The following is a 26509-nucleotide window of genomic DNA, read 5'->3' as shown; positions in this document are numbered from 1 at the left end:
AGGCCGCTCATTGAGCGGCCTTTTTTATCTGGAGGATTTTCTGGAAGGGCTGCCCATGTACCTATGGCGCCGATCTGTCTTGCGGCAGGCATCTGACGTGTAGGAGCTGCCGAAGGCTGCGATGGCGGCAAGTCAGAATAAATGCTTCGCAGCCTTCGGCAGCTCCTACAGAAAGCGCATTTAATATCAGTAACCATTATTTTGTTTGATAGAAACCGCTACCCACCGCGAATAGTGGGATGTCAGCGCTTGGCATCCTGCGCAAAAGCCCTCACCGCATCCACCGCATTGCTGGTGCCTTCACTGATCTTAACGATGACCGTGCCGGCCTGATTCGCCAGATCGACACCTTTGATCGCGTTGTTGCGGGTGTGGTCCATGCTGGTAATAGCCTGCCGGGTTTCGCTTTGAATCATGCCGATCATTTCTGAAATCTCAGTGGTGGAGCGGCTGGTGCGTCCTGCAAGTTGCCGGACCTCATCTGCCACCACGGCGAAGCCGCGACCCTGATCGCCGGCACGAGCGGCCTCAATGGCTGCGTTGAGCGCCAATAGATTGGTTTGCTCGGCAATGCTGCGAATCGTGTTAACGATGGTCGTGATCTGCTCGGAGCGCTCTCCCAGTTGGGAAATGATGTGCGAGGAGGCTTCTATGCTCGATGATATCTGGCGCATTTCGCTGGCAGCCTGATGAATGACTTGAGTGCCTTGTTCAGCGGCTGTCTGTGTCTCCACCGAGATGTGGTACGCCTGCGCCGCGCTGCTGGCGTCACGCTCATGCTGTTCAACGCGTGAGGTAATGTCTGAAGCAAACTTGACCACTTTGAAGAGCTTGCCATTGGCGTCATAGACCGGGTTATAGCTGGCCTCCAGCCAAATGACATTGCCCTGGCGGCCCATCCGTTTGAATTGTCCGTTGAAAAACTCCCCCCGGTTCAATTGCTGCCAGAAATCGCGGTATTCACTGCTATTGATCAGCTCAGGCGGGCACAGAATGCGGTGGTTTTTACCGATGAGATCGGGCGCTGCGTAACCCAGCAGTCGCGTCAGGTTGTCGTTGGCACACAGGATCTGACCGTTGAGGTCGAATTCGATCACTGCCATGGCTCGGTCCAGAGCCGCAAGTTTGCTTCTTGCTTCACTGTCCGCCTCGACTTTGGCAGTGACATCCATTGCGTATTTAACGACTTTGATCACGTTGCCCGCTTCGTCCTTGATCGGGTTGTAGCTGGCCTCCAGCCAGACCGGCTGGTCGTCACCGTTCATGCGCAGGAACGTGCCCGAGACGAACTCACCGGCGCGCAGGCGCGACCATAACTGATGGTATTCAGCGCTGCGGGCGTAGGCGGGAGTACAGAACCGTTTGTGTTCTTTACCGATGGCATCTTCGGCTCTGCAGCGCATGGTCTTCAGAAAGTTGCGGTTGGCGCTCAGCACCACGCCATGGGTATCAAATTCAATCACTGCCATTGAGCGATCGATTGCCTTGAGCAGGCTTGCCTGGCGGTCAACGATTTGCTGAAGGGCTAACAAATCTTTCTTGGCAGCATTGAATAGCATGGAAGCGGTCTCGGTCAGGACAATCTATAGGTGATCCTTATCCGTGGTCAGGAGAGGGCGGTGCCATCGTGCTTATCCATTTGCGCCGTCATCATCATAAATGGGATTCAGTATATTTGTACAAAATATTGTACGAAAAATAATTCTTGTATAGGTATTTGCCCGGGTTGACCATGGGGTTCATTCCTTTAAGGTGGTCACACTGGAATTGGAAGGAGAGTCTTATGCGTATCGGTTTGGTGGGTTATGGCAAGGGTGGCCGTTACTTTCATGCACCGTTTATCGCCAGTCTGCCGGATGCAACCTTCGTGGGTGTCGTCACTCGTTCCCCTGAGCGTCGACAAGAGCTCGCTCAGGATCACCCCGACGCGCAGGCCTTTGACACGTTGGCCGATATGGTTGCCGCGGGTGTCGACGCGGTGGCGATTTCTACCCCTATGGCTTCCAGGCCTGCGCTGATTCGGGAGGCTATCGAATTGGGCGTGGCGGTGGTCAGCGACAAGCCCTTCGCCGCCGATGCTGCACAGGCTTGTGCTCTGGTCGAGGCTGCGGAGCGCAAGGGGGCCATGCTCAGTGTTTATCAGAACCGGCGTTGGGATTCGGATTTTCTGACGGTGCGAAAGTTAATCGGCGACGAGGCGTTGGGCGAGGTTTCCCGTTTTGAGTCCCGCGTTGAACGCTATTCGCCTAAATCTGTGGGCAAGGCTGCGGGTGGAGGCATGTTGCGTGATCTGGGCAGTCATCTGGTAGATCAGGCTCTGGTGCTGTTCGGGCCGGTGGCAAGGGTCTATGCCGAATTGAATTTCTCAGCCCCGGATCAGCCTTTCGATCATCAGTTTTTTGTTTCTTTGACGCATGAAAATGGCGTCGTTTCGCATCTGTGGGGCAGTTGTCTGCAGAACGCTGCGGGGCCTCGGTTCCGGGTCAGTGGCTCCAAGGGTTGTTATACGGTTGAAGGGCTGGACTGTCAGGAGGACGCCGCGCTTGCGGGGTTGACGCCGAGGTCGGAAGGCGAGCAGTGGGGCGTGGAGGAAAAGCACCGCTGGGGTTGGTTGGTACAGGGGGAGCAGCGTCAGCAGGTGCCCACTGAGCGTGGGTGCTGGCCGGAGTTTTACCGCCAGTTGCAGGCCGCCTTGGCGGGTGACGGCGATAATCCGGTCAACCCGCATGATGCGATTGACTCGGCGAGGGTACTTGATGCTGCACGCCTAAGTGCCCTTGAGGGGCGGGTCGTGGTGCTGTAGCTCTCAGCTTGATGCCTACTTACTGGCGAATGGCTTTACCTTTGGGGGCGTTGACGCTTATATTCGGAAATCATCTGGGCAGTGGCCTCCATTCCGGTGGCCGCCGTTCGCACGAGCTGGGTACGACGCTGTCGAATCGCTGCCAAAGGGCCAATCCGGGCCCTTTTTGCTGTGCCGGATTAATGATGGGCGGTGACCGCTGACGTTTATTTGTCGGCTAATTGGCGCTTGTTTAGCAAATGAGTTGCCGACTGCCCAAGGCGGCCTTAGACTGCCGCCCCTCGTAAATTGAGTGCCAGGTGGCGCTTGGAGACTATGGCGCTTTTACGGCAACGCAGAGCCGCTCCTTAATTCGCCTTAATGCACGTTTTTTTTATAGAGAAATCAATGACAAAGGAAAAGTTGCTGGCCATGCCGGCCGATGACTACATGAATGCCGAACAGCATGCTTTCTTCGTCGAGCTGTTGCAGGGTATGAAGGTTGAAATCCACGAGCGTATCGAGCAGAGCCGCATTGCTATCGAGAGCCTGGATACGCCTGCCGATCCTGCCGATGCCGCTTCAGTTGAAGAAGAGCGTCACTGGCTGGTGAATGTGATCGATCGTGATCAACGTATGCTCCCTCAGTTGGAAATGGCGTTGACGCGCATTGCCGACGACAGCTTTGGCTGGTGTGACGACAGCGGTGAGCCTATCGGTCTCAAGCGTCTGTTGATCAGCCCGACCACCAAGTATTGCATCGAAGCGCAAGAGCGCCACGAGCAGATCGACAAGCATCAGCGTCAAGCCTGATCAAGCAGGGCAGGCGGGGCCATAGAAGATAGGGTCCCGCCGCCTGTTTCTCCTCCTCTGATTCACGGCCTCCCTGGCCAGCCCTGGAATCACAGAATCCATTACGTTAAACCCTGTCTCGCCAGTTCACGTCTGTTCGCAGCCGTTTGATGCTCCGTGTTGATTGCTCCGGCCGCGAGTTATAGCCATCTGCTTTCCTGTTGCATTACAACTAACGATTCATGGCGAAAAGCCTTTATCTGGCGTCTAATGCAAACAAAATAATGATAAGCATGACGGGGGTATCGCACATGGTCGCAAATGGAGCTGTGGTCACTACAACGCGTGAGATCCCGCCCGGGAAAGCGAAGGCCGTCTCACGACCTGCATGGTGGGTGCCTGTCTTGCAGAGTGTTGCGTTGGCATGCCTGTTGATTGCCATGGGTTTTGTAGAGATTTCCGTATACCTGGCGGTCCCTCTCGCCCTGGTGTTTATTTGGCTACCGCGCTTTTTCTCCGGCGTCTCTGTGGCTGATGTCGAGCAAGACCCGCGTGCTGAAATCAACCGTCTGACTCGTGACTTGTCGCGCTCGACCAGTCATAACGCGCTGTCGGCCGCTGGCGTTGCGTTCTCTGTCAAGCAACTGGCCAGCAAGCTGCAGTCACAGTTGGGCGCTGCGGAAAAGATTGTTTCCAGCGCTGATGTCATGATTGCGACCGAACAGCAGACAGCTCAACTCAGCCAGTTGGCGCTTGCTGCGTCCATTGAGACCCGGCAGAGCAGCGACGCTGGCCGAAGCGTGCTGGGCGATTCCATTACGCGTATGCACTCGCTCAGCAAGCGAGCGGTGGGCAGCCGCCAGTTGATCGAGGAACTCAGCCAGCGCAGTGAGGACATTCAGCGCGTTACGCTGGTTATTCAGTCAATCGCCAGCCAGACCAATTTGCTCGCGCTTAACGCCGCTATTGAGGCGGCCCGGGCTGGCGAGCATGGCCGCGGGTTCGCCGTAGTTGCTGATGAAGTACGTGGGCTGGCCGGACGAACCGCGAGCGCGACCGAGGAGGTCGGGCAAATGGTGGCCGATATTCAGCAGCGTACAGATCAGGTCGTTGAGCAGATTCGCCAGTTGTCATCTGACCTGGACAGCGGAGTCGATCAGGTCGAGCTCACCGGGCAGCATCTGGAGAACATCGCCCGGTTGGCCGCCGGAGTCGAATCTCAGGTGGGCGAGATCGCTCAGGGCGCAGAAACCAACCAGCAGCAATTGTCCGCCCTGTTCGTTGCGGTGCAGCAGATGCGTAGCGATCTGGCGGTGAGTGACGAGCAGACGCGCAAACTGGCTGATGCAGCGGTGCAGATGGAAGGGCAGGCCGAGGCTATCAGTGAGCGGCTGGCTGAGGTCGGTCTGGATGATTATCACCAGCGTGTCTATGACCTGGCCCGCGAGGGGGCGAGTCAGATCGCGGCCAGGTTCGAGGCTGATATCGACGAAAACCGGATCACGCTGGAAGATTTGTTCGACCGCACTTATCAACCGGTTCCCAATACTCGGCCTGCCAAATTTCAAACACGTTTCGACCGGTACACTGATCAGGTTCTGCCTGGTATCCAGGAGCCCATCCTGGCCCGCCATGATGGCCTGGTATTTGTCATCGCCTGTACGCCTCAGGGCTACGTGCCTACTCATAACAAGGCCTTCAGTCAGCCCATGACCGGTGATGTATTGGTGGACACGGTGCACAGCCGCAGCAAGCGCAAATTCGATGATCGCACAGGCATCCGCTGTGGCAGCCACCAGCAGGCGGTGTTGTTGCAGACCTACACCCGTGACACTGGCGAGCTGATGCATGATCTGTCGGTACCGGTCATGGTCAAGGGCCGTCACTGGGGTGGACTGCGTTTGGGATACAAACCGCAAGGTGTGTGATCCACGCATGCCTGATAAAGAAGAGCCAAGTCCTCGGGCCGATAAGAACAAGAAGTCTCTATCGGCTGCGGATTCAGGAATTATTGTAAGAGTTTATTGTTTTTTGCCTTAAATGATGTAGGGCTTTTCTGAAAGTTATGTAACCGAGTTGACTAAACTCTATCTGCGCGCAAGCTGTTTATATCAAGTAGCTCAATTGATTTAAACGCAGCTTGAGTATTGGCTGCGCCAACAGGTGGATAGGGAATGAAAAATACAAGGAATGTATTAACTGCGCAGGATGCGTCCAGTGTCTCGACATTAGGCGTGACGGTGCGTGTCGGGCTGTTCTTTGACGGCACGGGCAATAATCGAAGCAATAGCCAGATCGGCGCCGATTGTCGATCAATGGCTGAAGTCACAGGGGGCAAACATATTGCCGAATGCGGCGGTCGGCACAGTGATCCGGCCAGTAGCTACAGTAATGATTTAAGTAACATTGCCAAGTTGGCTGACCTTTATAGCAGTCGTCCTGTCGCGAGCAATCTCGGGGACGGCTTGAAAGTGTATTGGCCGATTTATATAAGTGGTATAGGCACCCTGTCAGGCGGGCGTGATTCGGTTTGGCCAGGTCAGAGTTTTGGGCGCGGCAGGACCGGCGTTATTGCCAAAGTAGAGCGAGGTGTGGAGAAGCTGGGTGCGCTTCTGGCGTCATTCTCGCAGCATAATCCCGGCTGCTCCATCAGCGGGCTTGAACTGGATGTCTTTGGTTTCAGTCGGGGGGCTGCCGCAGCCCGGCATTTTGCCAACGAAGTGCTCAAGCAGGAAAAAGGTACGCTGGAGCCGATGCTCAACCGTCGTAGCGTGCCGTTGGGGTCTGGCTTTTCCTGGCAAAACGGTAGCATCAAAATAAAGATGATTGGGCTGTTTGACACGGTTGCCGCCGTCGGCGGCATTCGGGATATGGGGAATCTGGCGGATGCAAGTAACGACAAAGTGAACCTCTATCTACCGCCTGGCTGTGCCGAGCAGGTACTGCATCTGGTGGCTCGCGACGAAGAAAGGCGTAACTTTGCGCTTAACAGCGTCATGCCACATTGGCCGATGGAAATTGTGCTGCCGGGTGCCCATTCGGATGTTGGCGGGGGGTATCATCCGCAAATGCTTGAGCGGGTGCTGCTGACACGTCCACTCTGGAGTTTCGTTGGTAGCGACATTCCAAAGGAGTCGACTCAGGCCTGGCAGCAGGCGCACGCACACATGAAAGGTATGGATCAAACGGTATTGGTCGACCCCCGCGACCCTGAGGCAGGGCTGTCGATAACCTGCAAGGAGCGGCCGACCAAGGCCGGATACAACAAAGGTGGAGGTAAAGCGGTAATGGCCGCGGTGTGCTTGCAGCGTCAGGTTTTCGGACATCTTGCCAGGGTTCATCTGCGTGTCATGCATGCTCTGGCCTGCGATCACGGTGTTCCCTTCAATCCGGTTCCGGCTTCCCTGGATTTCATGATCCTTCCCGAGCTGCAAGGCATTGCACACAAGCTGATCGCTTACGCGCGCGGGGCTGCTTATTCGCTTGATGCCAGTGAGGAGCAAATGTTGCGCCATCGCTACATACATCGTTCTGCGCATTGGGATGCGTTGATTGATAGCCGTCACAAGTTCAACGATGCACTTTTCGTGCATGCGCCGCAGAGTGGTGGTCGAGTACGTTATCCAAATCAGGAGGGACGAGGCTAGTCACATGAATTAAAGCGTCGCTTGTGCAGCGGCTCCGGGTGCCCGGAGCTGCTGTTTATGGACGCTATTTTGCGGTGTGAAGCAGGGCGTTCAGTTCATCGACGATTGGAGCCCAATTGTCATCCTGCAATAATAACTCCTTGAGGAACTTGCCTTTTTGAGGGGGCCAGAACTCTGCTTCAGAAACTTTCACGTCATCAGGCAGTGGGCCATGCTCATCAACAAAGGCGTCGATGCTTTCCTGGTCCGAATCCAGTCCCAGTTGTTCAAACAGGGTGGCTAGCGTAGGTGTATCCAGTTCCATGTCATCTCCTCGGCGGGCTTGACCCGATCTACGGTTGCACGCTTGATGCTGCGTAAAGCATCTGAGCGCTTCCATGACCCAAGAGTTCGAAGTAATAGCGCTAGGCGTTCAATGCGCCTGCATCGACTGCGTTTTTCAGCTCTTGGGCTGATTCCTGAGCCGCCGTCGCCGCGAGGTCTGCAGTTTTGAACCAGCGGTCTTTTTCCACCTGGTGGTAAGAGATAACGTTCGAAGCCTGCTTGGCACGCATGACAATCACAGCTTGAAACTCACCTTCTACTTCTCTGGATTCGCCCCAGATGAAAAACTCGCCAATATCAAATTCAGTCACTTATTACCTTCCCGTGGATGACGACTCGCTTCTGACTGGACACATAGATGTCGGGCCAGATGTCTTGATGTGGCCGAGTATGGCATTTGTTGACGCTCACGGGCGGCATTTAGTCGCGGGGAGTGGGAGACCAGGGTCAGCTGGCGAGAAGACGAGAGTAGGAAATGGTGTTGTCCGTGCGGTATATCGTGCGACTCATGTTGTCTGAATTGACTACATATGCCGATATGTACAAAACGGATATAGGCGGCAGGCGTCAGCACCCGGTAGAATCACTCGATTGCCGGCGCTGATTGCGCTTTCGGTATCGTCGACGTTCTCTGCACAAGCACCCCGCGCCTCGGGTTGGCGGTGTAATGTGGCTGCCATTGCCACATGAGAACGCAAGGGAACTGCCCGTCTGATGCGCTGTAAACAGCTAGCGGTAGCTTTTTCTGACCGTCCGGGCATGTCCGGGCGGAATCATTTCCACGTTGGGGGTTTTAACTTTGGCAGTAAGCAATCTGGAGACACACGCGCTGTTCGTGCTTGGTGATCTGCGGGCGAAGTTGGTAAAACAGTTCCAGTCCCGTTTCGTGTATGTCTGTGAGCAGTCGGCTGAAGGCATCTACATTGCTGAAATCGATACTGAGACGGCATTGGTGGTTGACGACAAACCTCGTCTGGAACTCAAAGTCGGCGATCATTTTCGCGCAGCGGTATTGCCCAGCCGCGAAGGCGGCAAGTTGGAAATCAAGTTCCGCGAAATCAAAATGACGGTCTACGGTCTGGGCGAGTATGCCTATGTCGATATCCCTGAAGGACACGGGATCGTGTTCAAGGAAGGTCAGGGCGTCATGATGGTTTTTGCAGCCCATGAGCAGTTGCAGGGTGGCCTGACCAAAACGTTGAAGACCGCAACCACCAAAGCCGCTAAATGGCGTAAAGGCGAGCTGACGTTCAAAGCGAGCGAGTAAAGCCCCGGCAGCTGTTCAGCTGCCGCTGGAGTCACCCTGTCGACCACCGCTGCTGACTTCCGGAGGCACGTCGTCCCCTGCCATTCGCTTGCGAAAAAGGCCGGTGCGGGCGAGCAGCAGGGTGGTGACCGGAACGGTAATTGCCAGCAGCACGGGGATCAGCCAGGCGTGGATGACCGGCTCTGATTTGAGTGCCGAGAAGTACACGATCGAGGCCAGTGCTACGCACCAGGCGCCCAGTGTTGAAGCCAGCGCAGGGGGATGCATGCGCTGGAAGAAGTCCTTCATGCGAAGCAACCCCATTGCCCCGGTCAGCGCGAACAGGCTGCTGGCAATCAGTAGCAGAGCGGTGAGAATCTCGACCCAGAAGGGCAATACCACTGTCGAGTTCATTCGATGACTTCTCCACGCAGCAGGAATTTGGCCAGGGCAAACGAACCAACAAAGCCAAACAGCGCGATCAGCAGTGCAGCCTCGAAGTAAGTGTCACTGGCATAACGAATGCCCAGCACCAGCATCATCAACATGGCAATGATGTACAGATAATCCAGCGCCAGAACCCGGTCCTGGGCAGAAGGGCCCTTGAACAGGCGCAGGAGCGTCAGGACCATGGCCAGGGCAAAGATGAACAAACTCACCAGAATGGCGTTGCCGAGCAGGGCACTCATTGGAAAATCTCCATCAACGGGCGCTCGTAAGTGGTTTTGAAGTGTTCGATAAACTGCGCTTCATCCTCCAGATCGAACACATGCATGAGCAGTACACTGCGATCCAGAGCGAGTTCAGACCAGACTGTCCCTGGGACCACAGTGGTGATCATTGCCAGTGCGGCCAGCCCGTTGGCGTCATGCAGGTCCAGTGGGACTTTTACGAAGGCTGAGCGTGGCGGGTTTCGACGGGCGTTCCAGACGGTCCAGCCGACCGCGAGGTTGGAGACAATTACATCGCGTCCCACCAGAAAAAACAGCTTCAAGATAGTGCCCGGTCGCTTGATGCTCACCGGCAGCGGGCGAAGCGGGGACATCAGCAAGGGCGCGAGGAAACCCAGCACCACTGCGAGAATGAGATTGCCGGGGCTGATCGACAGGTTCATTACAAGCCAAAGGATAGCGAGCGCCAGGGAGAACCACGGGGCAGGGAAGTAGCGCTTCATGGCTGCACCGCCGATATTCCGGTATCGCTGACGGGTCCTGGCAACGGCCGCGTGGCCATTACCGATTGAATGTACTGCTTGGGCTCGTGCAGCGCCGCTGCTGTGTCCTGTGTGTAGCGCAGCAGCGGTTCGGCCTGGAAGGTCAGCGTGATGCACAAGCCCAGCAAGATCACGATAGGCAGGCACTCATAACGGCGCAGCAGTGGCGACGGGCGCTCCTGAGGTGTCCAGAAGCGCTGAATGCCAACCCGGGAAAAGGCCAACAGCGAAGCAAGGCCAGAGAAAATCAGCAAGCTGACCAGCAGCCAGCCTTGATTCGAGATTGTCTCGTCCTGTGCGACATCCAGCCCCAGAGGGTTGAGCAGCGCGCTGAGCAGGGTGAGTTTACCGATGAACCCCGAAAGCGGTGGCATGCCGATGATTAGCAGGGCGCACGCAATGAAACTCAAACCGATAAAGGCTACGGTCATTGGAATAACCTGACCGACCACGGCTTTTTGCTGGTCATCAAGGTTGGTGCCTGGCGGTGGGTTCAATGACTCCACGGTGCGCGGCAGCTGATCGGCATCGTCTTCCAGCGGCAGCTCATTGGCTGAGCGCGAGCGTTCGATGAGTTCAGCGAGCAGGAACATCGCGCTCAGTGCCAGGGTCGAGCTGACCATATAGAACAGCGCACCCGCGGTCAGGCTGGGTTGAGCGAAGCCAATGGCTGACAGCAGAATTCCAGCCGACACGAGAATGCTCAGTGCGGCCATGCGCTCAAGACGTTGTGCGGCAATAATCGCAACGGCTGCAGTAAGGATCGTCGCCATGCCGCCATAAATCAGCCAGTCGCCGCCAAAGAATGCAGAAGGCCCCGCCTGCACCGAAAACAGCAAGGTCCAGAGCCGCAACAGCGTGTAAATGCCCACCTTGGTCATGATCGCAAAGATCGCCGCCACGGGAGCGCTGGCGGAGGAGTAGGCAGGCACCAGCCAGAAGTTCAGCGGCCACATGCCTGCCTTGGTCAGGAACGCCACCGCGAGAATGGCCGCACCCGCGTGCAGCAGCCCCAGATCGGCTTCTGGCACTTGAGGGATCTTGATGGCCAGGTCGGCCATGTTCAGCGTGCCGGTGACGCCATAGATCAATGCAGCGCCAATCAGGAACAGCGAAGAGGCGAGCAGATTGATCGCGATGTAGTGCAGGCCTGCTGAGACACGGGCGCGGCCCGAGCCGTGCAGCATCAAGCCGTAGGAGGCCGCCAGCATGACCTCAAAGAACACGAAGAGATTGAACAGGTCGGCGGTGAGGAACGCGCCGTACAGGCCCATCAATTGAATCTGGAACAGGGCGTGGAAGCTGGCACCTGCGCGATCCCAGCGCGCAAGGGCGAAGAGCAGGGCGCAAACCCCGACAATCCCGGTCAGTACCAGCATCATTGCGGACAGGTGATCGACTACCAGCACAATGCCGAACGGCACTTCCCAGTTACCGGGCAGATAGACGCCGATGGAGCCTGTGGTGCCGGTTTTCTGTACCCACATGAACAAGGTTACAGAAATGGCCAGGCCCAACATGCTCGAAAACAGATTGATACGCGCCTTGAGCGGGCGGTGCTTCTCGCCAAGCCAGAGCATGATCGCGGCAGTCAGCAAGGGCAGCAGAATCGGTGCAACGATCAGTTGATTCATCAACGTCATTCTTTGGGCTCCCGGCCGTCTACATGGTCGGTGCCGGTCAAACCTCTGGACGCCAGCAACAGCACCAGGAACAGAGCCGTCATTGCGAAGCTGATCACGATGGCAGTGAGCACCAGTGCCTGTGGCAGCGGGTCGGTGTAATGCAGCAGGTCCTGAGGCACCCCATCCTTGATGATGGGTTCACGCCCGATGAACAGGCTACCCATGCTGAAGATGAACAGGTTGACGCCATAGGACAGCAGGCAAAGGCCCATGACGACCTGAAAAGTCCGCGGGCGCAGGATCAGCCAGACGCCCGAGGCGGCCAGCACACCGATGGCAATTGCGATGACTTCTTCCATCAGGACGCTCCTTGTGTAGCCACGATATCGGCGATGGGGGTTGGCACAGGTTTCGGCAATGAGGTCGGACGATGACTACGCACCGATTGGTGCGCCAGTGCAGTGAGAATCAGCAGGGTCGAACCGACGACGACCGCATAGACCCCGACATCGAAAAACAGCGCGCTGGCGACGTGGATGTCGCCCAGCAACGGCAGGTCCAGATGCGCGGTGTGAGTGGTCATGAACGGGTAGCCGAAGAACATCGACCCCAGCCCGGTGCAGATCGCGAACAACAGCCCGGTGCCCATCCAGCGTAACGGACGCAGGCTCATCTGCGCCTCGACCCACTGTGTACCGGCGACCATGTATTGCAGGATGAACGCCACGGACATCACCAGCCCTGCGACAAAACCACCGCCCGGCTGATTGTGTCCTCTCATGAACAGGTACATCGACACCAGCACCGCAATCGGCAGCAGCAAGCGTACCAGTACCGCTGGCACCATCATGAAGCCCAGCGCGGTATCACTGGCACTGCGCGGGTTGACCAGATCAGTCGCCACGTCCGGTGCCAGCAGACGTTGCTGAGCAGGTAGCGGAATACTTTCCTTGGGGGGGCGGAAGCGACGCAGTAAAGCAAATACGGTCAGTGCGACTGCCGCCAGAACGGTAATTTCGCCGAAGGTATCGAAGCCGCGGAAGTCCACCAGCATGACGTTGACGACGTTACTGCCTCCGCCCTCGGGAATGGCGCGGCTCAGGTAAAACGAGGAAATGGTGTTGGGCGTTGCACGGGTCAACATGGCGTAAGACAACAAGGCCATGCCGCCGCCGACCAGTACCGACAAAATCAGGTCGCGAACCCGACGTGTCCGTGCGCGGACCCGGCTGCTGACCGACGGTGCAACGTTTTCATTGCGTCGTGGCAGCCAGCGCAGGCCCAGCAGGATCAGCACAGACGTGACCACTTCAACTACCAATTGGGTCAGGGCCAGATCGGGAGCCGAGAACCAGACGAAGGTGACACAGGTCATCAGCCCGCAGACGCTGACCATGATGACCGCTGCAAGACGGTGATATTTACCTTGCCAGGCTGCGCCCAGTGCACAGGCAATCGCGATAAGCCAGAGCGTGACAAAGACACCTGAGCCGGGAATTTTCGGTCGGTCACCCCAGGTCAAACCGCTGAAATACATCGGGATAAAGCCGCCGATCAACGCCGCAAGTACCACCAGAAACAGCTGAGGCTGCAGGCGGCGTGTGCTGATACGGCTTTCGAACCGCCGAGCCCAGCGGGTCATGATCACCAGCGAACGCTCGAAGAAGCGCTTGCCGTTCATGCGTTGCACGAGCGGCGGCCCGGTGAATCGGTTCTGTTTGAACGGCTTGCGCAGCAGCAGGTACAGGAGCACGCCGCCAGCCATGGCGATCAGACTCATGATCATCGGCGCGTTCCAGCCGTGCCAGATGGCCAGGCTGTACTCAGGCAGCGTACCGCCCACCACCGGTTGTGCGGCGGCAGCCAGTAATGGCGCTACGGATTGAGCGGGGAAGATCCCGACGATCACGCAGGCGATTACCAGAAACTCCACAGGCGCACGCATCCAGCGGGGTGGCTCATGGGGGGTGTGAGGCAGGTCGGTGGCTTTGGGGCCGAAGAACACATCCACGGTGAAGCGCAGTGAATAGGCGACGCTGAAGGCCCCGGCGATGGTTGCAATCACCGGCAAGGCCATCTCCACCCAGGCGGAGGAACTGACGAATACCGTTTCAGCGAAAAACATTTCCTTGGACAGGAAGCCGTTCAGCAGCGGTACGCCTGCCATGGAGGCACTGGCTACCATCGCCAGCGTGGCGGTGTACGGAATCAGGGTTATCAGGCCACTCAGCTTGCGAATGTCCCGCGTCCCGCTTTCGTGGTCGATGATTCCCGCGGCCATGAACAGCGAGGCTTTGAACGTGGCGTGGTTGAGGATGTGGAAGACCGCTGCAACTGCCGCCAGAGGACTGTTAAGGCCCAGCAACAGAGTGATCAGCCCTAGATGGCTGATAGTGGAGTACGCCAGCAGGCCTTTGAGGTCATTCTGGAAAATTGCCGAGTAGGCGCCAATGATCAAGGTGCACGCGCCAGCACCGCTGACTATCCAGAACCACTGCTCGCTCCCTGAAAGGGCGGGCCAGAAACGTGCCAGCAAAAATACTCCGGCTTTGACCATGGTTGCCGAGTGCAGGTAAGCGGAGACCGGCGTCGGCGCGGCCATTGCGTGGGGCAGCCAGAAATGGAACGGGAACTGCGCACTTTTGCTCAGCGCGCCAATCAGGATCAGCGTGAGCAGCACCGGGTACAGCGCGTGGGCACGAATGGCGTCGCCGGAGGCCAGCACGCGGTCCAGATCATAACTGCCGACCACGTGGCCGAGCAGCATGACGCCTACCAGCAAAGCCAGTCCGCCTGCGCCAGTAACCATCAATGCCATATAGGCGCCGCGTCGCGCGTCTGCCCGGTGGTGCCAGTAGCCAATCAACAGGAATGAGAAGAGGCTGGTCAGTTCCCAGAAAAATACGATCTGAATCAGATTGCCGGAAATCACCAGGCCGAGCATCGCGCCCATGAAGGCCAGGAAGAAGGCGAAAAAGCGCGGTACCGGATCATCCGGTGACATGTAGTAACGTGCGTACAGGGAAACTAGGGTGCCGATGCCAAGGACCAGCATCGAGAACATCCAGGCGAAGCCGTCCATACGCAGGACAAAATTCAATCCCAGGCTGGGTAACCAGAAATATTCTTCGCGTATCACCCCGCCGTCGACGATCTGCGGGTACCACAAGGCAACCTGAATCGCACCGGTAATGGCCACAAGGCCCGCGAGAATGGATTCAGCGTTACGCGCGTTATGCGGCAAAAGCGCCGCCAGACAGCTGCCGATGAAAGGCAGAAGCAGTAGAACTATCAGGGACATAGGCTTCTAATCTGCAGGGAAATGTCAAGGATCATACGTGCTGGACTGTGTAACACCAAACGCCAAGGTGTCGCAGAATCCTACAGACCTTGTAGGCAGAAGCTGAGTTCGCTTTATTTATAGACGGGTTTGCCGGGTGTTCAATCTGTTTCTTTAAACACCTGCGCGGTCTCTTGTTGCTCTTCCTCAGGTTTATTTCGGCGTTTCATTTCGCTGACGATCACGGCCGCAACGATCAGGGCTGCGCCAAGCAGGGCGACACCCGGCAGGCGCTCACCGGCCAGACGGCCGAAAATCCCGGCCCACACTGGCTCACCGGCGTAGATCACAGTGGCACGGGTGGGGGAAACAGTTTTCTGTGCCCAATTCATCGCCACCTGAATGACCGCGCTCATCGCCCCCAGGCCCACAGCGCTGATGATCAGCATCCAGGAGAAGTCAGGCAAGGCTTCGCCAGTAGGCACGATCATCAGGAACGACAGCAGTGAGGCCGTTGCCAACTGCACGACCGTGACCCGGCGTACATCAACCTTGCCACCGTAAGCGCTGATCATGATGATTTCAGCGGCTACGGCGATAGCGCAGATAATCGTCGCAATTTCCCCCGGGCTGAATTGCAGGGTTGCGCCAGAGGGCCCGGACAGAAGCACCAGGCCAGTAAATGCCAGAACAATGCCCAGGCTGGGCATCAATCCCGGCCGACGCCCCAGAACCAACCATTGCAACAGCGGTACGAAAGGTACATAAAGCGCGGTAATAAAGGCTGACTGGCTGCTGGGAATGGTTTGCAGACCGATAGTCTGCAAGCCATAGCCGAGCATGATCGCTGCGCCGATAGCGACCCCTGCTTTTACTTCAAGCAGGGTCAGGCCGCGCAATACGTTTAATGAAAATAACGCCACGATGATCGCGGCAGCTGCAAAGCGCAGCCCTACAAAAAACATCGGGCCACTGACGGTCATGGCGTGCTGTACGATCAGAAACGTGCCGCCCCATAGCAGGGTGATCAGGATCAGCACGATTTCTGCTTTGCTGATGCGCGGCGTGATAGAGGTAGACTTCATGCTTCTCACTGGCGTTGACAGGCTTGCTTGATACATCGACCTGAGCTTTAAAGTTGGGCAGTATACTGCGCAATGGTTTCGAGAGAATAAAATATTGAGCAACGATAATTCGCAACGTGCACCGGTCTTGCAGCACGTCAGCCAGAACGTTCGACGGCTGCGTAACGGGCAGGATATGAGTCAGAACGCGCTGGCCGAGAAGTCCGGGGTCAGCCGCCGCATGCTGGTGGCCATTGAAGCGGGCGAGAAAAACGTCAGCCTTGCGACGCTGGATCGCGTCGCGGAGGCGTTGGATGTGGCGTTCAGCGATTTGATTCAGGCCCCTGAGCACCGTGATCCCAGCCGTATCAACGAAGTGGCCTGGGCGGGTTCGGTACCCGGTAGCCGGGCCATCCTGTTGGCCAAGGCCACCGCCAGACGCGAAGTGGAGCTCTGGGAGTTTTGCCTGGAACCGGGGGAGGCTTATCAGTCTGAAGCCGATCCCGATGGCTGGAGCGAACAGGTTTATGTTGTTGAGGGCCAGCTAACGGTCAGCCTGCTTGAACACAATCAAGCGGTAGGGCCGGGCGAGTTTTTCATGTTTGCCAGCAACCAGGCCCACAGTTATCGAAATGACGGTCAGGTCAGGGTGCGCTTTGTGCGCAACGTGGTGTTATGAGCTGTTGCCTGAGAAACAGTCAATCAACAGCTGTGTTGCCTGTTGCGATTTCCCAGCGTCGGCCGCGAGGCTGATCTTCCGTAAATACGGGGAGCTGGCGGCGGGCACGGGCTGTGCATTGTCTGTCTGTTGATATTGACCCAAGTGCGGCATTTTCGAAGGGCGACCCGGATCCATGAGCTTCGCTGACAAACAACCTGTTGAGATTCTGATCATTGGCGGTGGCTTGAGCGGCAGCATGCTTGCCGTCCAGTTACTCCGCCTGCCGGGCAGTCGCCGTATTTCGATTATCGAAACGCGTCACGAACTGGGCCGGGGCGAGGCTTACAGCGCCACAGAGTTGGGGCATACCCTTAACGGTAACGCGGCACGCATGAGCGTTGACCCTGACAACGTCGATGATCTGACTCAGTGGCTGACGCAATTCATCGCTGACGGTGGCTGGCCTGAGTCCCGTGAGCAGGATGTGCCGGTGGCTGAGCTGTTTCCGCCGCGGGGGCTCTTTGGTCTGTATGTGCAGCAGCGTCTGGCTGAGGCCCGGGTGGTGGGCGCACGTCACGGTTCAAGTGTCGAGCATGTGCGCGGTGAAGTGGTCGATCTGGAAGTGAATGAGCGGGATGTCAGCTTGAGCCTTGCCGACGGGCATTCCTTGCGCGGGCATGTCGCGGTGTTGGCTACGGGTATGTACGCCGCCGCCCGCACCCCGCAACGAGAGTCCAGCGGGCTGAATGCTGCGGCTGTCGATCCGTGGGATGTCAGGACCATGCGGCAACTCGATCCGCAGGCCAGGGTGCTGATTATTGGCTCCGGCCTGACCATGGTGGATGCCGTGGTCTCGCTGCAACAATCGGGGCATCGCGGGCCTGTCGAGATCTTTTCCCGGCATGGATTACTGCCCCATGTGCGGCGACAGCCTCCCGCCTGGGCGGATTTTCTCGCAGCCGATCAGGCCATCCGCAGCCCCCGGCAACTGCTGCGCAAAGTGCGTGAACAATGCGCGCTGGCGTTGCAAAGCGGGATCGATTGGCAAGCGCCACTGGATACCGTGCGGGCGAACATAGGCCGGTTATGGAACCAGGCCACGGATGTTCAGCGTCGTCAGTTTGTCCGTCATGTAAGGCCGTGGTGGGAAAGCCATCACCACCGATCGCCGCCGCTGAGCGCTGCGTTGCTGGCGCAATTGATCGATGAAGGGCGGGTGAAGATTCAGGCTGCTTCGCTGCAAGGGTTTGAGGTCTTGCCGACAGGTCAGTTGCAGATTCGTATCCGGCGCCGTGGTCAGGCTAATTCTTCAACGGTCGTGGGGGATGCGCTGATCAATTCCACGGGCATCGAATACGACTGGCGACGTGTAGACCGGCCGCTGCCACGGCAACTGCTGGCACGCGGGTTGATTCAGCCCGGTCCGCTAGCACTGGGGATTGCGGCTGACCGTGGCGGCGCGGTGCTGGACGCGCAGGGGCGGGTTGCAGAACGGCTGTTCGCCATGGGGCCGCCGTTGCGGGGGCTATGGTGGGAGAGTACGGCTGTGACCGACGTCGCGCTGCAGGCCAAGGCGTTGGCGGTGCGATTGGCTGGAATCGGCTCGGCTTAAAATCTGGTCGCCTAAATCGTCCGGGCGCGGCCCAGACCAAGCCCGGCTCCCACATGAGACTTCATGACCCTGTTGGAGCGAGGCTTGCCCGCGAAGAACGATGACGCTGGTTTCTGAAATACCGTGCTGACTGATTCGCGGGCAGGCCTCGCTCCAACAGAGGAAGTCTGTTGCAGCGGTGTCAGGTCGGCGCGGTACAAGCGCTGAAGCTCTTCAATCCTGGTCCAGTAAAACCGGTCCATTGCCTTGCTCGCTCAACTTGTCCCCCCAGTTGCGCAACGGGCAGGCTTGCATCGAGAGGCACCCGCAGCCAATGCAACCGGTGAGCTGGTCGCGCAGGTCGGTCAGGCGGGCGATGCGTTCGTCGAGTTCGGTTTTCCATTGGGCTGACAGCTTGTTCCAGTCAGCTGCGGTGGGGGTGCGTTTTTCGGGGAGTGTTTGCAGGGCGGCGTGGATGTTGGCCAGCGGGATGCCTAACCGCTGGGCGACTTTGATCAGCGCCACCCGACGGAGCATTTCCCTGGGATAACGACGTTGATTGCCCGCATTGCGCTGGCTGCTGATCAAACCTTTGGTTTCATAAAAATGCAGAGCCGTGACGGCGACACCGCTACGTGCCGCTAACTGGCCGACGGTTAGTTGTTTACTGGCAGAGCCGGATTTTTTGCTGGTTGTCATAAGCGACTTGACCTCTAGTTAGGTAGAGGTTTTACCCTTTGAGGCCTTGGTTGGCAACACCCCGTAGTCCCACAGCAAACACAATCCCCTGCAGGAGCCAACTTGTTGGCGAGACGATCTGCCTGATGAACCATGTCATGCGTCTCGCGAACAAGTTCATCCTGCTGGACTGGGCATCGTATCTGACACGGTGCTGTTGCACAGCCAATACGGGGTTCTGTAGGAGTGAGCTTGCTCGCGATAGCGGTAGATCGGTTGAGAAATTATCGCCTGCCCCGACGCTATCGCGAGCAAGCTCACTCCTAAAGTAAAAAGCACTTAAAAATCAGGTAGTTATATTTTGTTTGACAGGAGGCAGTCATGGCGTCAGCAGAAGAGAATCTTCGCTTTAACCAGCTTATTGAGTTCACCGTAAATCCCTCTCGACAGTCCGCTCTGGTAGAAGCCCTGACCGAGCAAGCCGAGCGTTATACCTGCACTTACCCAGGTTTTATCAGTGCCACTGTTCAGGCCAGCACTGACGGCTGCCGCGTGTTTGGCCAGACGCTTTGGCAATCACGGCAAGCCAGCGAAGAGGCTTTACTCAATGCAGAACTCAATGCAGAAACCAGGCCGCAAGACTTTATGGCAATGCTGCGCAGGCACCAGGTCAGTGCTGTGATCTTCAACACTTCTCTGGTGACGCGGACGATCAGTCCAAGGTGCTGAGGGGATGATTACGCATCAAACCGAATCCTGCATGACCCGGTCACCTTGCAGGTTTTCTCCTGCTCGGCGCTTGTTCACCGCCAGCTCACCGATTTTGATCAGCCGTGTGCGGGTAACGTTGCGGGTCAGGCCCAGCAGGGCCGCGGTGTGAACCTGGTTGCAGTGACTGAAACGGTAAGCCGCCCGCAGCAACGCGTCTTCGACTTTTTCATGCAGCGCGCCAGCCTGCTCCTCGAACAGTTTATGGAAGGCACGCTCCAGTAACGCGTCGACAGATTCGTCATTTGCAGGTTGATCGTCCTGGCGCTCGATACGCAGATTCGACAGGCGCAGGTCATCGCGTTGAATCAGCCCGTCACGGCAGATCAGCAGCGTGTGATGAATGACATTTTCCAGCTCGCGAATATTCCCCGGCCAGCTGTAGCTCTGCAATTTTCGCTCGGCGTCGGCGGTAATGCGGATCGGTCCATAGCCCAGGCGCAGGCTGTAGGCGTCGATGAAGTGTCTGACTAGCGGCAGGATATCACCGGGGCGTTCGCGCAACGGCTGCAGTTCGATGTTGACCACATCCAGTCTGTAATATAGGTCCTCGCGGAAATGTCCGGCATTGATCGCCTTTTCAAGTTGCACGTTGGTCGCTGCGAGCACCCTGACGTTGATGGGGATGCTTTTGCGTGAACCCAGCCTGACGACTTCTCGCTCTTGCAGCACGCGCAGCAGTTTGACCTGGATGGGCATCGGCAAATCGCCGATTTCATCAAGGAACAGAGTGCCGCCATTAGCCTCTTCGAACCATCCTGCCTTGGCATTCAGGGCACCGGTAAACGCTCCTTTTTCGTGGCCGAACAACTCGGCTTCTACCAGCGATTCAGCGAATGCGCCGCAATTGACGGCAACGAATGGCTGATTACGCCGTTCGCTCAGGCTATGGATATGCCTCGCAACCAACTCCTTGCCGGTGCCGGTTTCGCCAATGATCAGCACGCTGGCATCGCTGGGTGCCACCTGCTTGAGGTGAGCCAGCAACGCTTTTGATTTCGGGTCTTCGAACACCTGGGCTGTGGCGCGGATTGAAGTCGCCAGTGCGGGGTTTGGCGGTAAGGTCAGTAGCTGCATAGTGATCACTTCTTTTTTTTGGAATCGACATTGACCTGTAGGAGCCAACTTGTTGGCGAGGCACTGGAGCTGATTGCTCAGAAGCTCCGTCTCTCTGGTAAGTTGGCGCCTACCGAAACTCGACTCCTATTTCTGCGGCGGCAAATCGTTGGCAATCATTTCCCCGAATGGTCCGGTCAGGTTAGTGATACCGCGTCCGGCCAGGCTGCGATACGGCTCCGGCAGCAACGGGAAAACCAGCTCGGCGAAACGGTAGGCTTCTTCCAGATGCGGGTAGCCGGAGAAAATAAAACTCTCGATACCCAGGTCGGCGTATTCCTTGATCCGTGCCGCAACTTCCTGCGGACTACCCACCAATGCGGTTCCGGCGCCACCGCGAACCAGGCCCACGCCCGCCCACAGGTTTGGCGCGATTTCCAGGTTGTCCCGGCGGCCATCGTGCAAGGCCGCCATCCGACGCTGGCCTTCGGAGTCAAAGCGCGAGAAGGATTTCTGTGCCGCAGCGATTGTCTCGTCACTGATGTGCTCAATGAGCGTACTGGCAGCTTTCCATGCCTCTTCGCTGGTCTCGCGGACAATCACGTGCAAACGAATGCCGAACTTCACCGTGCGGCCTTTGCGGGCTGCGCGCTCGCGGACATCGGCGAGTTTCTCCGCAACCGCCGCTGGCGGCTCGCCCCAGGTCAGGTAAACGTCCACCTGATCGGCAGCCAGTTCATGGGCGGCTTCCGATGATCCACCAAAGTAAAGCGACGGATAGGGCTTCTGAATCGGCGGATAAAGTGCCTTGGCATTCTGCACGCGCAGGTGCTTGCCTTCGAAATCCACGGCTTCGCCTTGCAGTACACGACGCCAGATCTGCAGGAATTCATCGCTGACTTCGTAGCGTTCGCTGTGATCGAGGAAGCTGCCATCACCGCGGTTTTCATCCGGGTCGCCGCCGGTCACCACGTTGATCAACAGACGTCCGCCAGACAAGCGGTCCAGGGTCGCCGCCATACGCGCCGAGACGGTGGGCGAAATGATGCCGGGACGGATCGCCACCAGATACTTCAATTTCTCGGTCAGGGGGACCAGTGCAGAGGCAATCACCCAGGAGTCTTCGCAGGAGCGGCCAGTGGGGATCAATACGCCGTGGTAGCCCAGATCGTCTGCTGCCTGAGCGACCTGCTTGAGGTAGTTCAGGGTTACCGGGCGCGCACCTTTGGTCGTGCCCAGAAAATGACCGTCGCCGTGAGTTGGAAGAAACCAGAAAACATCCATGACAAAGCCCTTGAGCCGCAAGCGGCGCTGATGTGTTGATTGACTGTTGCTCAGCCAGCAATAGGTCCCTGTTATAAAGCTTTGGGTTTATTCCTCAAAAGAACGGATATCCATATTTTTATATCTTTATTGAATATGCCTGGCTAAAGAACCTTTCGCAGCCTTCGGCAGCTCCTACAAGACTTGGATACGACGCAATATCTGTAGGAGCTGCCGAAGGCTGCGAGGCGATGTTGCATACCCCAGCAAATCAGCTATCCAAAAATCATTTGTAGGAGCTGCCGAAGGCTGCGAAGCCGAGTTAATGACACACCCCGAAAATCAATTGGCATTGATTTCTGGAAGCGCCCTCTAAGCTTCGATCATCGCTCAAAAAACAGGAAGTCATCGAATGACGACAGGAATTCGAGGCCACCATCTACGGAAGGGCCGCGTGTCACAAATTGGCTACTTTTATATTTTGACTGCGGTAGTAGCGAACCGTCGGCCTGCATTTCAGGATTGGCGTGCAGGGCGCCTCGTTGTGGAGCAATTCCGCTCTGCAGAGGAGTCCGGTCTGGTGCGCTCAATGGCTTGGGTTGTCATGCCGGATCACTTTCACTGGCTCGTAGAGCTGCGCCATAAAACCTTGTCAGAGCTGATGTGCCGGGTTAAATCCAGAAGCAGCCGATCACTGAACCGCTCTCAGCAATGGGGCGGTCCACTTTGGCAGCGGGGCTACTACGATCGAGCGCTGCGCCAGGATGACGACTTGCAAAAGGCTGCTCGTTACATTGTCGCGAATCCATTGCGGGCAGGACTGGTAAAGAGGGTGGGTGATTACCCTCTTTGGGATGCTGTCTGGATTTGAACGACTGCACCAACACTCCGTCACTCCCTTCGAAACTTTTGCCGTATCGCCCCGGTCACTTTTAAACACCTCATAAAGGGAATCGGGCGATGGCTAGGGCAATCTGGAAGGGCGCGATCAGTTTCGGGCTGGTGCATATCCCTGTCGCGCTGGTTTCAGCGACCTCTTCACAAGGGGTGGATTTTGACTGGCTGGACAAGCGCAGCATGGATCCCGTGGGTTACAAACGCATCAACAAGGTCACCGGCAAAGAGATGACCAAGGAAAATATCGTCAAAGGGGTGCAGTACGAAAAGGGCCGCTATGTGGTCCTTAGCGAAGAAGAGATCCGCGCTGCACACCCAAAGTCGACCCAGACAATCGAGATTTTCGGTTTCGTTGCCGGTGATCAGATTCCCCTGCAGAACATCGAGACGCCTTATTACCTGGCACCCGACAAGCGCGGTGAGAAGGTCTATGCCTTGCTGCGCGAAACCCTCGTGCAAACCAAAAAAGTCGCGCTCGCCAATGTGGTCCTGCACACCCGTCAGCATCTGGCGGCCGTCATGCCGCTGGAATCGGCGATGGTGCTGGTCCTGTTGCGCTGGCCTTCGGAGGTTCGGGGTCTGGACACGCTGGAACTGACGGATGCAGTGACTGATGTGAAACTCAACAAAAGCGAGCTGACCATGGCCAAGCGCCTGGTTGAAGACATGAGCGCCGACTGGACGCCGGAAGATTACCGCGACACCTTCCAGGATCAAATCATGGAACTGGTAGAAACCAAGGCCCGTGAAGGCAAGCTTGAGAATGTCGAGACGGAGACTGAAGACACCGAGCGTAAAAGTGCCGATGTCATTGACCTTACCGAGTTGCTTAAACGTAGCCTCGCGGGCAAAGGGTCAGTCAGCAAAAAACCGGCGAAACCTGCTGCCAGCAAAGCCGAGCCTGCAGAAAAAGCCCCGGCCAAACGTCGTGCACCTGCGCGAAAGAAAACCACGAAGGCATCCTGAGGAGTATTGCCTGACGCCGTAGAGGATCAATCATGGCCAAGCCGCTTAGTGAATATGCTCGCAAACGTAATTTCGATATCACCAGCGAACCGGCAGAAGCGCCGAAAAAGGTCAAGGGTAAGGCGAACGCTTTGAGTTTCGTGATTCACAAGCACGACGCGCGAAACCTGCATTACGACTTTCGCCTTGAGCTGGACGGAACGCTCAAGAGCTGGGCGGTACCCAAAGGGCCCAGTCTGGATCCGTCTCATAAACGTCTTGCGGTCCATGTCGAAGATCATCCACTGGACTACGCCGGCTTTGAAGGCAGCATTCCGGAAGGCCAGTACGGCGCGGGGGATGTGATTGTCTGGGATCGCGGTATCTGGCAGCCTCATGGTGATCCGCAGAAAACATACAAGGACGGCAAACTCAAGTTCACCCTCGTCGGGGAAAAACTCACCGGTGAATGGGCGCTGGTCCGTACGCGACTGAAAGGCAGTGGCGACAAGGAACAGTGGTTGCTGATCAAGGAAAAAGATGAGATTGCCAGACCCGGCGCTGATTACGACATCGTCGTCGATCAACCGCAGAGTGTGATCAGCGGCAAGCTGGTGGGCAAACCCGCGACGGATAACAAACGAGCCCCGGCTAAGGCGACGGCGCCTAAAGCCAAATCTGCGAAGACCAAACCTGCAAAGACCAGCCAAGCCGCAAGCGTCGTGCCTGAAACTCTCGCCCCGCAACTGGCCACGCTGGTTGACGCGCCCCCCAGTGGCGACTGGCTTTACGAAATCAAATTCGACGGCTACCGGATCATGACCCGTATTCTCGACGGCGAGGTGCGGCTATTCAGCCGCAACGGCCATGACTGGACCGACCGTCTCCCGCTACAGGCCAAAGCGCTGCAGGCAATGGGCCTCAAGGACAGCTGGCTGGATGGCGAGATGGTCATGCTCAATGAGGACGGTTTGCCGGACTTTCAGGCTTTACAGAACGCGTTTGAAATCGGCCGCAGCAAAGAGGTGGTTTATTTTCTGTTCGATGCGCCTTTCATTGAGGGGCGAGATCTACGTGAAACTCCACTGGAAGAGCGCCGCGCCGCGCTGAAAAAACTGCTCGGCAAGAGCCGCAGCAAGTTGCTGCGTTTCTCGGATGCGTTCATGTCCCGGCATCAGGACATTGTTGAAAGTGCCAGCGCCATGGGCCTCGAAGGGGTTATTGGCAAGCGGGCCGGAAGCCTCTATATCAGCAAGCGCAATCCGGACTGGATAAAACTCAAGTGTCGTTTACGACAGGAGTTCGTTATCGTCGGCTATACCCAGCCACAAGGCTCGCGCAGCGGCTTTGGGGCTTTGCTGCTGGCGGTTAACGGCGATGAGGAGGACTCGGGGCTGGTGTACGCGGGGCGAGTGGGCACCGGTTTCTCCGAGCGGACACTCAAACAGATAAGCGAACGCGTGAAAAAAATGCAGCGCGATTCATCGCCGCTGTCCAAAAAACTCACCAGCGCTCAAGGGCGTGGCGTTCACTGGATTGAGCCTGAGCTGGTCTGCGAAGCGGAATTTGCGGAATGGACCCGTGAAGGCATTATTCGGCAGGCGGCCTTTATCGCACTGCGCAGTGACAAGCCCGCAAGCCAGGTGGTTCATGAATACCCGCAGGCGGCAAAAAACCTTAAAAAAACATCTCGATCCAGCCCGGTAAATACGGAAAAGACCGGCAAAGCCGCCGTTCCCAACAAGGGCCGAATGATCATTGCCGACGTCAGTATCAGCCATCCAGACCGCGTGATCGACACTGACAGTGGTACGCAGAAAGCCGACCTTGCGCATTATTACGAAGAGATTGCCGACTGGATCCTGCCGTATCTGAAAAATCGCCCGGTGTCCTTGCTGCGTTGCCCGGAGGGCGTCGCCGGTGAGCAGTTCTTTCAGAAGCATTCTGAAAAGCTGGCCATTCCCAATATCAAGCAGCTTGAGCCCGAGCTTGACCCTGGGCATGCGCGCCTGATGGAGATCGATACCGTGCAAGCGCTGGTGGGGGCCGCGCAAATGGGCACTATCGAACTGCACACCTGGGGCGCGACCAGTGACCGTATCGAGACGCCTGACCATTTCGTACTTGATCTTGACCCGGATGACGCGTTGCCTTGGCGCAGCATGATCGAGGCGACGCAAATGACTCTGGCAGTGCTGGATGAGTTGGGCCTGGACGCCTTTATCAAGACGAGCGGCGGGAAGGGCATGCACATCATTGTGCCATTACAGCGTCAGGCGGATTGGGAATCGGTGAAAGCCTTCGCCAAGGCCATCGCCGAATTTGTCGCGCGACAACTGCCCGAGCGGTTTACCGCGACGATGGGGCCGAAAAACCGGGTCGGGAAAATCTTTATTGATTACCTGCGCAACAGCCGCGGAGCCAGCACCGTGACGGCTTATTCGGTGCGCGCCAGACCGGGTTTGCCGGTGTCGGTGCCCGTGGCCCGCGAGGAGCTGGAAAGCCTGAAGTCAGCGCAGCAATGGAACGTCGGTAATCTGCAACAGCGTCTGCGCAAGCTCAAGGCTGATCCGTGGAAGGGCTACGCCAACCGCCAGCGGATAACCAAAAAAATGTGGAAGCAGTTGGGTGTTGAGGGGCGATAAATACTTGATTGAAATACATTCCCGCTGCTAGA

Annotated in this window: 23 protein-coding genes and 2 pseudogenes; 11 read left to right on the top strand and 14 right to left on the bottom strand. The window is 57.2% G+C overall.

All coding sequences use genetic code 11. The features are described from left to right. Nucleotides 1-242 precede the first annotated feature (242 nt). Together AUC61_RS26610 and AUC61_RS26605 are read right to left on the bottom strand one after the other, a co-directional pair. A pseudogene (locus tag AUC61_RS26610) lies at nt 243-677 on the bottom strand (methyl-accepting chemotaxis protein); the annotation flags it as partial. A gap of 108 nt (nt 678-785) precedes the next feature. Continuing rightward, a pseudogene (locus AUC61_RS26605) lies at nt 786-1559 on the bottom strand (PAS domain-containing protein); the annotation flags it as partial. Between the two features lie 224 nt (nt 1560-1783). Here AUC61_RS26605 and AUC61_RS10295 point away from each other — a divergent pair. The 4 genes from AUC61_RS10295 to AUC61_RS10280 all read left to right on the top strand — a co-directional run bounded on the left by AUC61_RS10295 (nt 1784) and on the right by AUC61_RS10280 (nt 7221). Next, the gene (locus AUC61_RS10295; RefSeq protein WP_243245827.1) at nt 1784-2803 is read left to right on the top strand and encodes a Gfo/Idh/MocA family protein; all 1020 of its coding nucleotides are present in this window, start codon (nt 1784-1786) and stop codon (nt 2801-2803) included. Between the two features lie 387 nt (nt 2804-3190). Further along, entirely contained in the window at nt 3191-3595 is a 405-nt protein-coding gene (locus AUC61_RS10290) for a TraR/DksA family transcriptional regulator (protein WP_122666351.1), read from the top strand. Between the two features lie 290 nt (nt 3596-3885). After that, nucleotides 3886-5502: a methyl-accepting chemotaxis protein gene (locus AUC61_RS10285; RefSeq protein WP_243245825.1), complete on the top strand. Its 1617-nt coding sequence runs from the start codon at nt 3886-3888 to the stop codon at nt 5500-5502. A 246-nt stretch (nt 5503-5748) separates the two neighbouring features. Further along, nucleotides 5749-7221 (top strand): T6SS phospholipase effector Tle1-like catalytic domain-containing protein, encoded by a 1473-nt coding sequence (locus tag AUC61_RS10280; protein ID WP_243245824.1) that lies wholly within the window; start codon nt 5749-5751, stop codon nt 7219-7221. A 64-nt stretch (nt 7222-7285) separates the two neighbouring features. Here the strand turns inward: AUC61_RS10280 and AUC61_RS10275 are convergent, their stop codons facing one another. Further along, nucleotides 7286-7525 (bottom strand): DUF2789 family protein, encoded by a 240-nt coding sequence (locus tag AUC61_RS10275; protein WP_243245822.1) that lies wholly within the window; start codon nt 7523-7525, stop codon nt 7286-7288. A gap of 100 nt (nt 7526-7625) precedes the next feature. After that, a complete protein-coding gene (locus AUC61_RS10270; RefSeq protein ID WP_243245820.1) occupies nt 7626-7856 on the bottom strand; it encodes a hypothetical protein in 231 nt (76 codons plus the stop codon). A 488-nt stretch (nt 7857-8344) separates the two neighbouring features. On the opposite strand from AUC61_RS10270, the gene AUC61_RS10265 reads away from it, so the two are divergent. After that, nucleotides 8345-8812, top strand: coding sequence for a hypothetical protein (locus AUC61_RS10265; protein ID WP_243245818.1), 468 nt, complete (start codon nt 8345-8347; stop codon nt 8810-8812). A gap of 15 nt (nt 8813-8827) precedes the next feature. On the opposite strand, the gene AUC61_RS10260 is transcribed toward AUC61_RS10265, so the two are convergent. From AUC61_RS10260 to AUC61_RS10230, 7 genes are all read right to left on the bottom strand, one after another. Further along, nucleotides 8828-9205 (bottom strand): Na+/H+ antiporter subunit G, encoded by a 378-nt coding sequence (locus AUC61_RS10260; protein WP_122666356.1) that lies wholly within the window; start codon nt 9203-9205, stop codon nt 8828-8830. Continuing rightward, entirely contained in the window at nt 9202-9480 is a 279-nt protein-coding gene (locus AUC61_RS10255) for a K+/H+ antiporter subunit F (RefSeq protein ID WP_122666357.1), read from the bottom strand. Before AUC61_RS10255 ends, AUC61_RS10260 begins: the two co-directional genes overlap by 4 nt. Beyond that, nucleotides 9477-9965 (bottom strand): Na+/H+ antiporter subunit E, encoded by a 489-nt coding sequence (locus AUC61_RS10250; protein WP_243245816.1) that lies wholly within the window; start codon nt 9963-9965, stop codon nt 9477-9479. Before AUC61_RS10250 ends, AUC61_RS10255 begins: the two co-directional genes overlap by 4 nt. After that, complete coding sequence (locus AUC61_RS10245) at nt 9962-11647, bottom strand: monovalent cation/H+ antiporter subunit D (RefSeq protein ID WP_122666359.1); 1686 nt, start codon at nt 11645-11647, stop codon at nt 9962-9964. The genes AUC61_RS10250 and AUC61_RS10245 overlap by 4 nt, the downstream gene beginning before the upstream one ends. Next, nucleotides 11644-11988: a Na+/H+ antiporter subunit C gene (locus tag AUC61_RS10240; protein WP_032628821.1), complete on the bottom strand. Its 345-nt coding sequence runs from the start codon at nt 11986-11988 to the stop codon at nt 11644-11646. Before AUC61_RS10240 ends, AUC61_RS10245 begins: the two co-directional genes overlap by 4 nt. After that, on the bottom strand, nt 11988-14930 hold the full coding sequence (locus AUC61_RS10235; protein ID WP_243245815.1) for a monovalent cation/H+ antiporter subunit A: 2943 nt from the start codon (nt 14928-14930) through the stop codon (nt 11988-11990). Before AUC61_RS10235 ends, AUC61_RS10240 begins: the two co-directional genes overlap by 1 nt. 140 nt (nt 14931-15070) lie before the next feature. Beyond that, nucleotides 15071-15994, bottom strand: a complete 924-nt coding sequence (locus AUC61_RS10230; protein WP_243245813.1) for a DMT family transporter — start codon at nt 15992-15994, stop codon at nt 15071-15073. Between the two features lie 94 nt (nt 15995-16088). Between AUC61_RS10230 and AUC61_RS10225 the strand changes: the two genes are divergently transcribed. Both AUC61_RS10225 and AUC61_RS10220 read left to right on the top strand, forming a co-directional pair. Then, nucleotides 16089-16652, top strand: coding sequence for a helix-turn-helix domain-containing protein (locus AUC61_RS10225; RefSeq protein ID WP_243245812.1), 564 nt, complete (start codon nt 16089-16091; stop codon nt 16650-16652). A gap of 175 nt (nt 16653-16827) precedes the next feature. Further along, the gene (locus AUC61_RS10220; RefSeq protein WP_243245810.1) at nt 16828-18246 is read left to right on the top strand and encodes an FAD/NAD(P)-binding protein; all 1419 of its coding nucleotides are present in this window, start codon (nt 16828-16830) and stop codon (nt 18244-18246) included. A gap of 213 nt (nt 18247-18459) precedes the next feature. Here AUC61_RS10220 and soxR read toward each other — a convergent pair whose 3' ends face one another. Further along, nucleotides 18460-18924 (bottom strand): redox-sensitive transcriptional activator SoxR, encoded by a 465-nt coding sequence (gene soxR, locus AUC61_RS10215; RefSeq protein ID WP_243245808.1) that lies wholly within the window; start codon nt 18922-18924, stop codon nt 18460-18462. Between the two features lie 360 nt (nt 18925-19284). Here soxR and AUC61_RS10210 point away from each other — a divergent pair, with 360 nt between their 5' ends. Then, the gene (locus tag AUC61_RS10210; RefSeq protein WP_243245806.1) at nt 19285-19632 is read left to right on the top strand and encodes an antibiotic biosynthesis monooxygenase; all 348 of its coding nucleotides are present in this window, start codon (nt 19285-19287) and stop codon (nt 19630-19632) included. Between the two features lie 15 nt (nt 19633-19647). Here the strand turns inward: AUC61_RS10210 and AUC61_RS10205 are convergent, their stop codons facing one another. Further along, nucleotides 19648-20748, bottom strand: a complete 1101-nt coding sequence (locus AUC61_RS10205) for a sigma-54 interaction domain-containing protein (protein WP_243245804.1) — start codon at nt 20746-20748, stop codon at nt 19648-19650. A 126-nt stretch (nt 20749-20874) separates the two neighbouring features. Continuing rightward, on the bottom strand, nt 20875-22011 hold the full coding sequence (gene ssuD / locus AUC61_RS10200; protein ID WP_243245802.1) for an FMNH2-dependent alkanesulfonate monooxygenase: 1137 nt from the start codon (nt 22009-22011) through the stop codon (nt 20875-20877). Between the two features lie 391 nt (nt 22012-22402). On the opposite strand from ssuD, the gene AUC61_RS10195 reads away from it, so the two are divergent. The 3 genes from AUC61_RS10195 (at nt 22403) to ligD (ending at nt 26477) form a co-directional block, all read left to right on the top strand. Further along, nucleotides 22403-22861: an REP-associated tyrosine transposase gene (locus tag AUC61_RS10195; RefSeq protein WP_243245800.1), complete on the top strand. Its 459-nt coding sequence runs from the start codon at nt 22403-22405 to the stop codon at nt 22859-22861. 89 nt (nt 22862-22950) lie between these two features. Continuing rightward, nucleotides 22951-23853, top strand: a complete 903-nt coding sequence (ku, locus tag AUC61_RS10190; RefSeq protein ID WP_243245798.1) for a non-homologous end joining protein Ku — start codon at nt 22951-22953, stop codon at nt 23851-23853. A gap of 32 nt (nt 23854-23885) precedes the next feature. Continuing rightward, nucleotides 23886-26477, top strand: coding sequence for a DNA ligase D (ligD, locus tag AUC61_RS10185; RefSeq protein WP_243245797.1), 2592 nt, complete (start codon nt 23886-23888; stop codon nt 26475-26477). Nucleotides 26478-26509 lie beyond the last annotated feature (32 nt).

The organism is Pseudomonas maioricensis, from assembly GCF_022790535.1.
Taxonomy (GTDB): domain Bacteria; phylum Pseudomonadota; class Gammaproteobacteria; order Pseudomonadales; family Pseudomonadaceae; genus Aquipseudomonas; species Aquipseudomonas maioricensis.
Note: the sequence above shows the minus strand (reverse complement) of the source record. Positions and strands in the feature narration are given on the sequence as shown.

Bases quoted from the DNA above. Each gene is read 5' to 3' on its own strand.
- AUC61_RS10295 (WP_243245827.1), top strand. From the start codon at position 1,784: ATGCGTATCGGTTTGGTGGGTTATGGCAAGGGTGGCCGTTACTTTCAT.
- AUC61_RS10290 (WP_122666351.1), top strand. From the start codon at position 3,191: ATGACAAAGGAAAAGTTGCTGGCCATGCCGGCCGATGACTACATGAAT.
- AUC61_RS10285 (WP_243245825.1), top strand. From the start codon at position 3,886: ATGGTCGCAAATGGAGCTGTGGTCACTACAACGCGTGAGATCCCGCCC.
- AUC61_RS10280 (WP_243245824.1), top strand. From the start codon at position 5,749: ATGAAAAATACAAGGAATGTATTAACTGCGCAGGATGCGTCCAGTGTC.
- AUC61_RS10275 (WP_243245822.1), bottom strand. From the start codon at position 7,525: ATGGAACTGGATACACCTACGCTAGCCACCCTGTTTGAACAACTGGGA.
- AUC61_RS10260 (WP_122666356.1), bottom strand. From the start codon at position 9,205: ATGAACTCGACAGTGGTATTGCCCTTCTGGGTCGAGATTCTCACCGCT.
- AUC61_RS10255 (WP_122666357.1), bottom strand. From the start codon at position 9,480: ATGAGTGCCCTGCTCGGCAACGCCATTCTGGTGAGTTTGTTCATCTTT.
- AUC61_RS10250 (WP_243245816.1), bottom strand. From the start codon at position 9,965: ATGAAGCGCTACTTCCCTGCCCCGTGGTTCTCCCTGGCGCTCGCTATC.
- AUC61_RS10245 (WP_122666359.1), bottom strand. From the start codon at position 11,647: ATGACGTTGATGAATCAACTGATCGTTGCACCGATTCTGCTGCCCTTG.
- AUC61_RS10240 (WP_032628821.1), bottom strand. From the start codon at position 11,988: ATGGAAGAAGTCATCGCAATTGCCATCGGTGTGCTGGCCGCCTCGGGC.
- AUC61_RS10235 (WP_243245815.1), bottom strand. From the start codon at position 14,930: ATGTCCCTGATAGTTCTACTGCTTCTGCCTTTCATCGGCAGCTGTCTG.
- AUC61_RS10230 (WP_243245813.1), bottom strand. From the start codon at position 15,994: ATGAAGTCTACCTCTATCACGCCGCGCATCAGCAAAGCAGAAATCGTG.
- AUC61_RS10220 (WP_243245810.1), top strand. From the start codon at position 16,828: ATGAGCTTCGCTGACAAACAACCTGTTGAGATTCTGATCATTGGCGGT.
- soxR (WP_243245808.1), bottom strand. From the start codon at position 18,924: ATGACAACCAGCAAAAAATCCGGCTCTGCCAGTAAACAACTAACCGTC.
- AUC61_RS10210 (WP_243245806.1), top strand. From the start codon at position 19,285: ATGGCGTCAGCAGAAGAGAATCTTCGCTTTAACCAGCTTATTGAGTTC.
- AUC61_RS10205 (WP_243245804.1), bottom strand. From the start codon at position 20,748: ATGCAGCTACTGACCTTACCGCCAAACCCCGCACTGGCGACTTCAATC.
- ssuD (WP_243245802.1), bottom strand. From the start codon at position 22,011: ATGGATGTTTTCTGGTTTCTTCCAACTCACGGCGACGGTCATTTTCTG.
- AUC61_RS10195 (WP_243245800.1), top strand. From the start codon at position 22,403: ATGACGACAGGAATTCGAGGCCACCATCTACGGAAGGGCCGCGTGTCA.
- ku (WP_243245798.1), top strand. From the start codon at position 22,951: ATGGCTAGGGCAATCTGGAAGGGCGCGATCAGTTTCGGGCTGGTGCAT.
- ligD (WP_243245797.1), top strand. From the start codon at position 23,886: ATGGCCAAGCCGCTTAGTGAATATGCTCGCAAACGTAATTTCGATATC.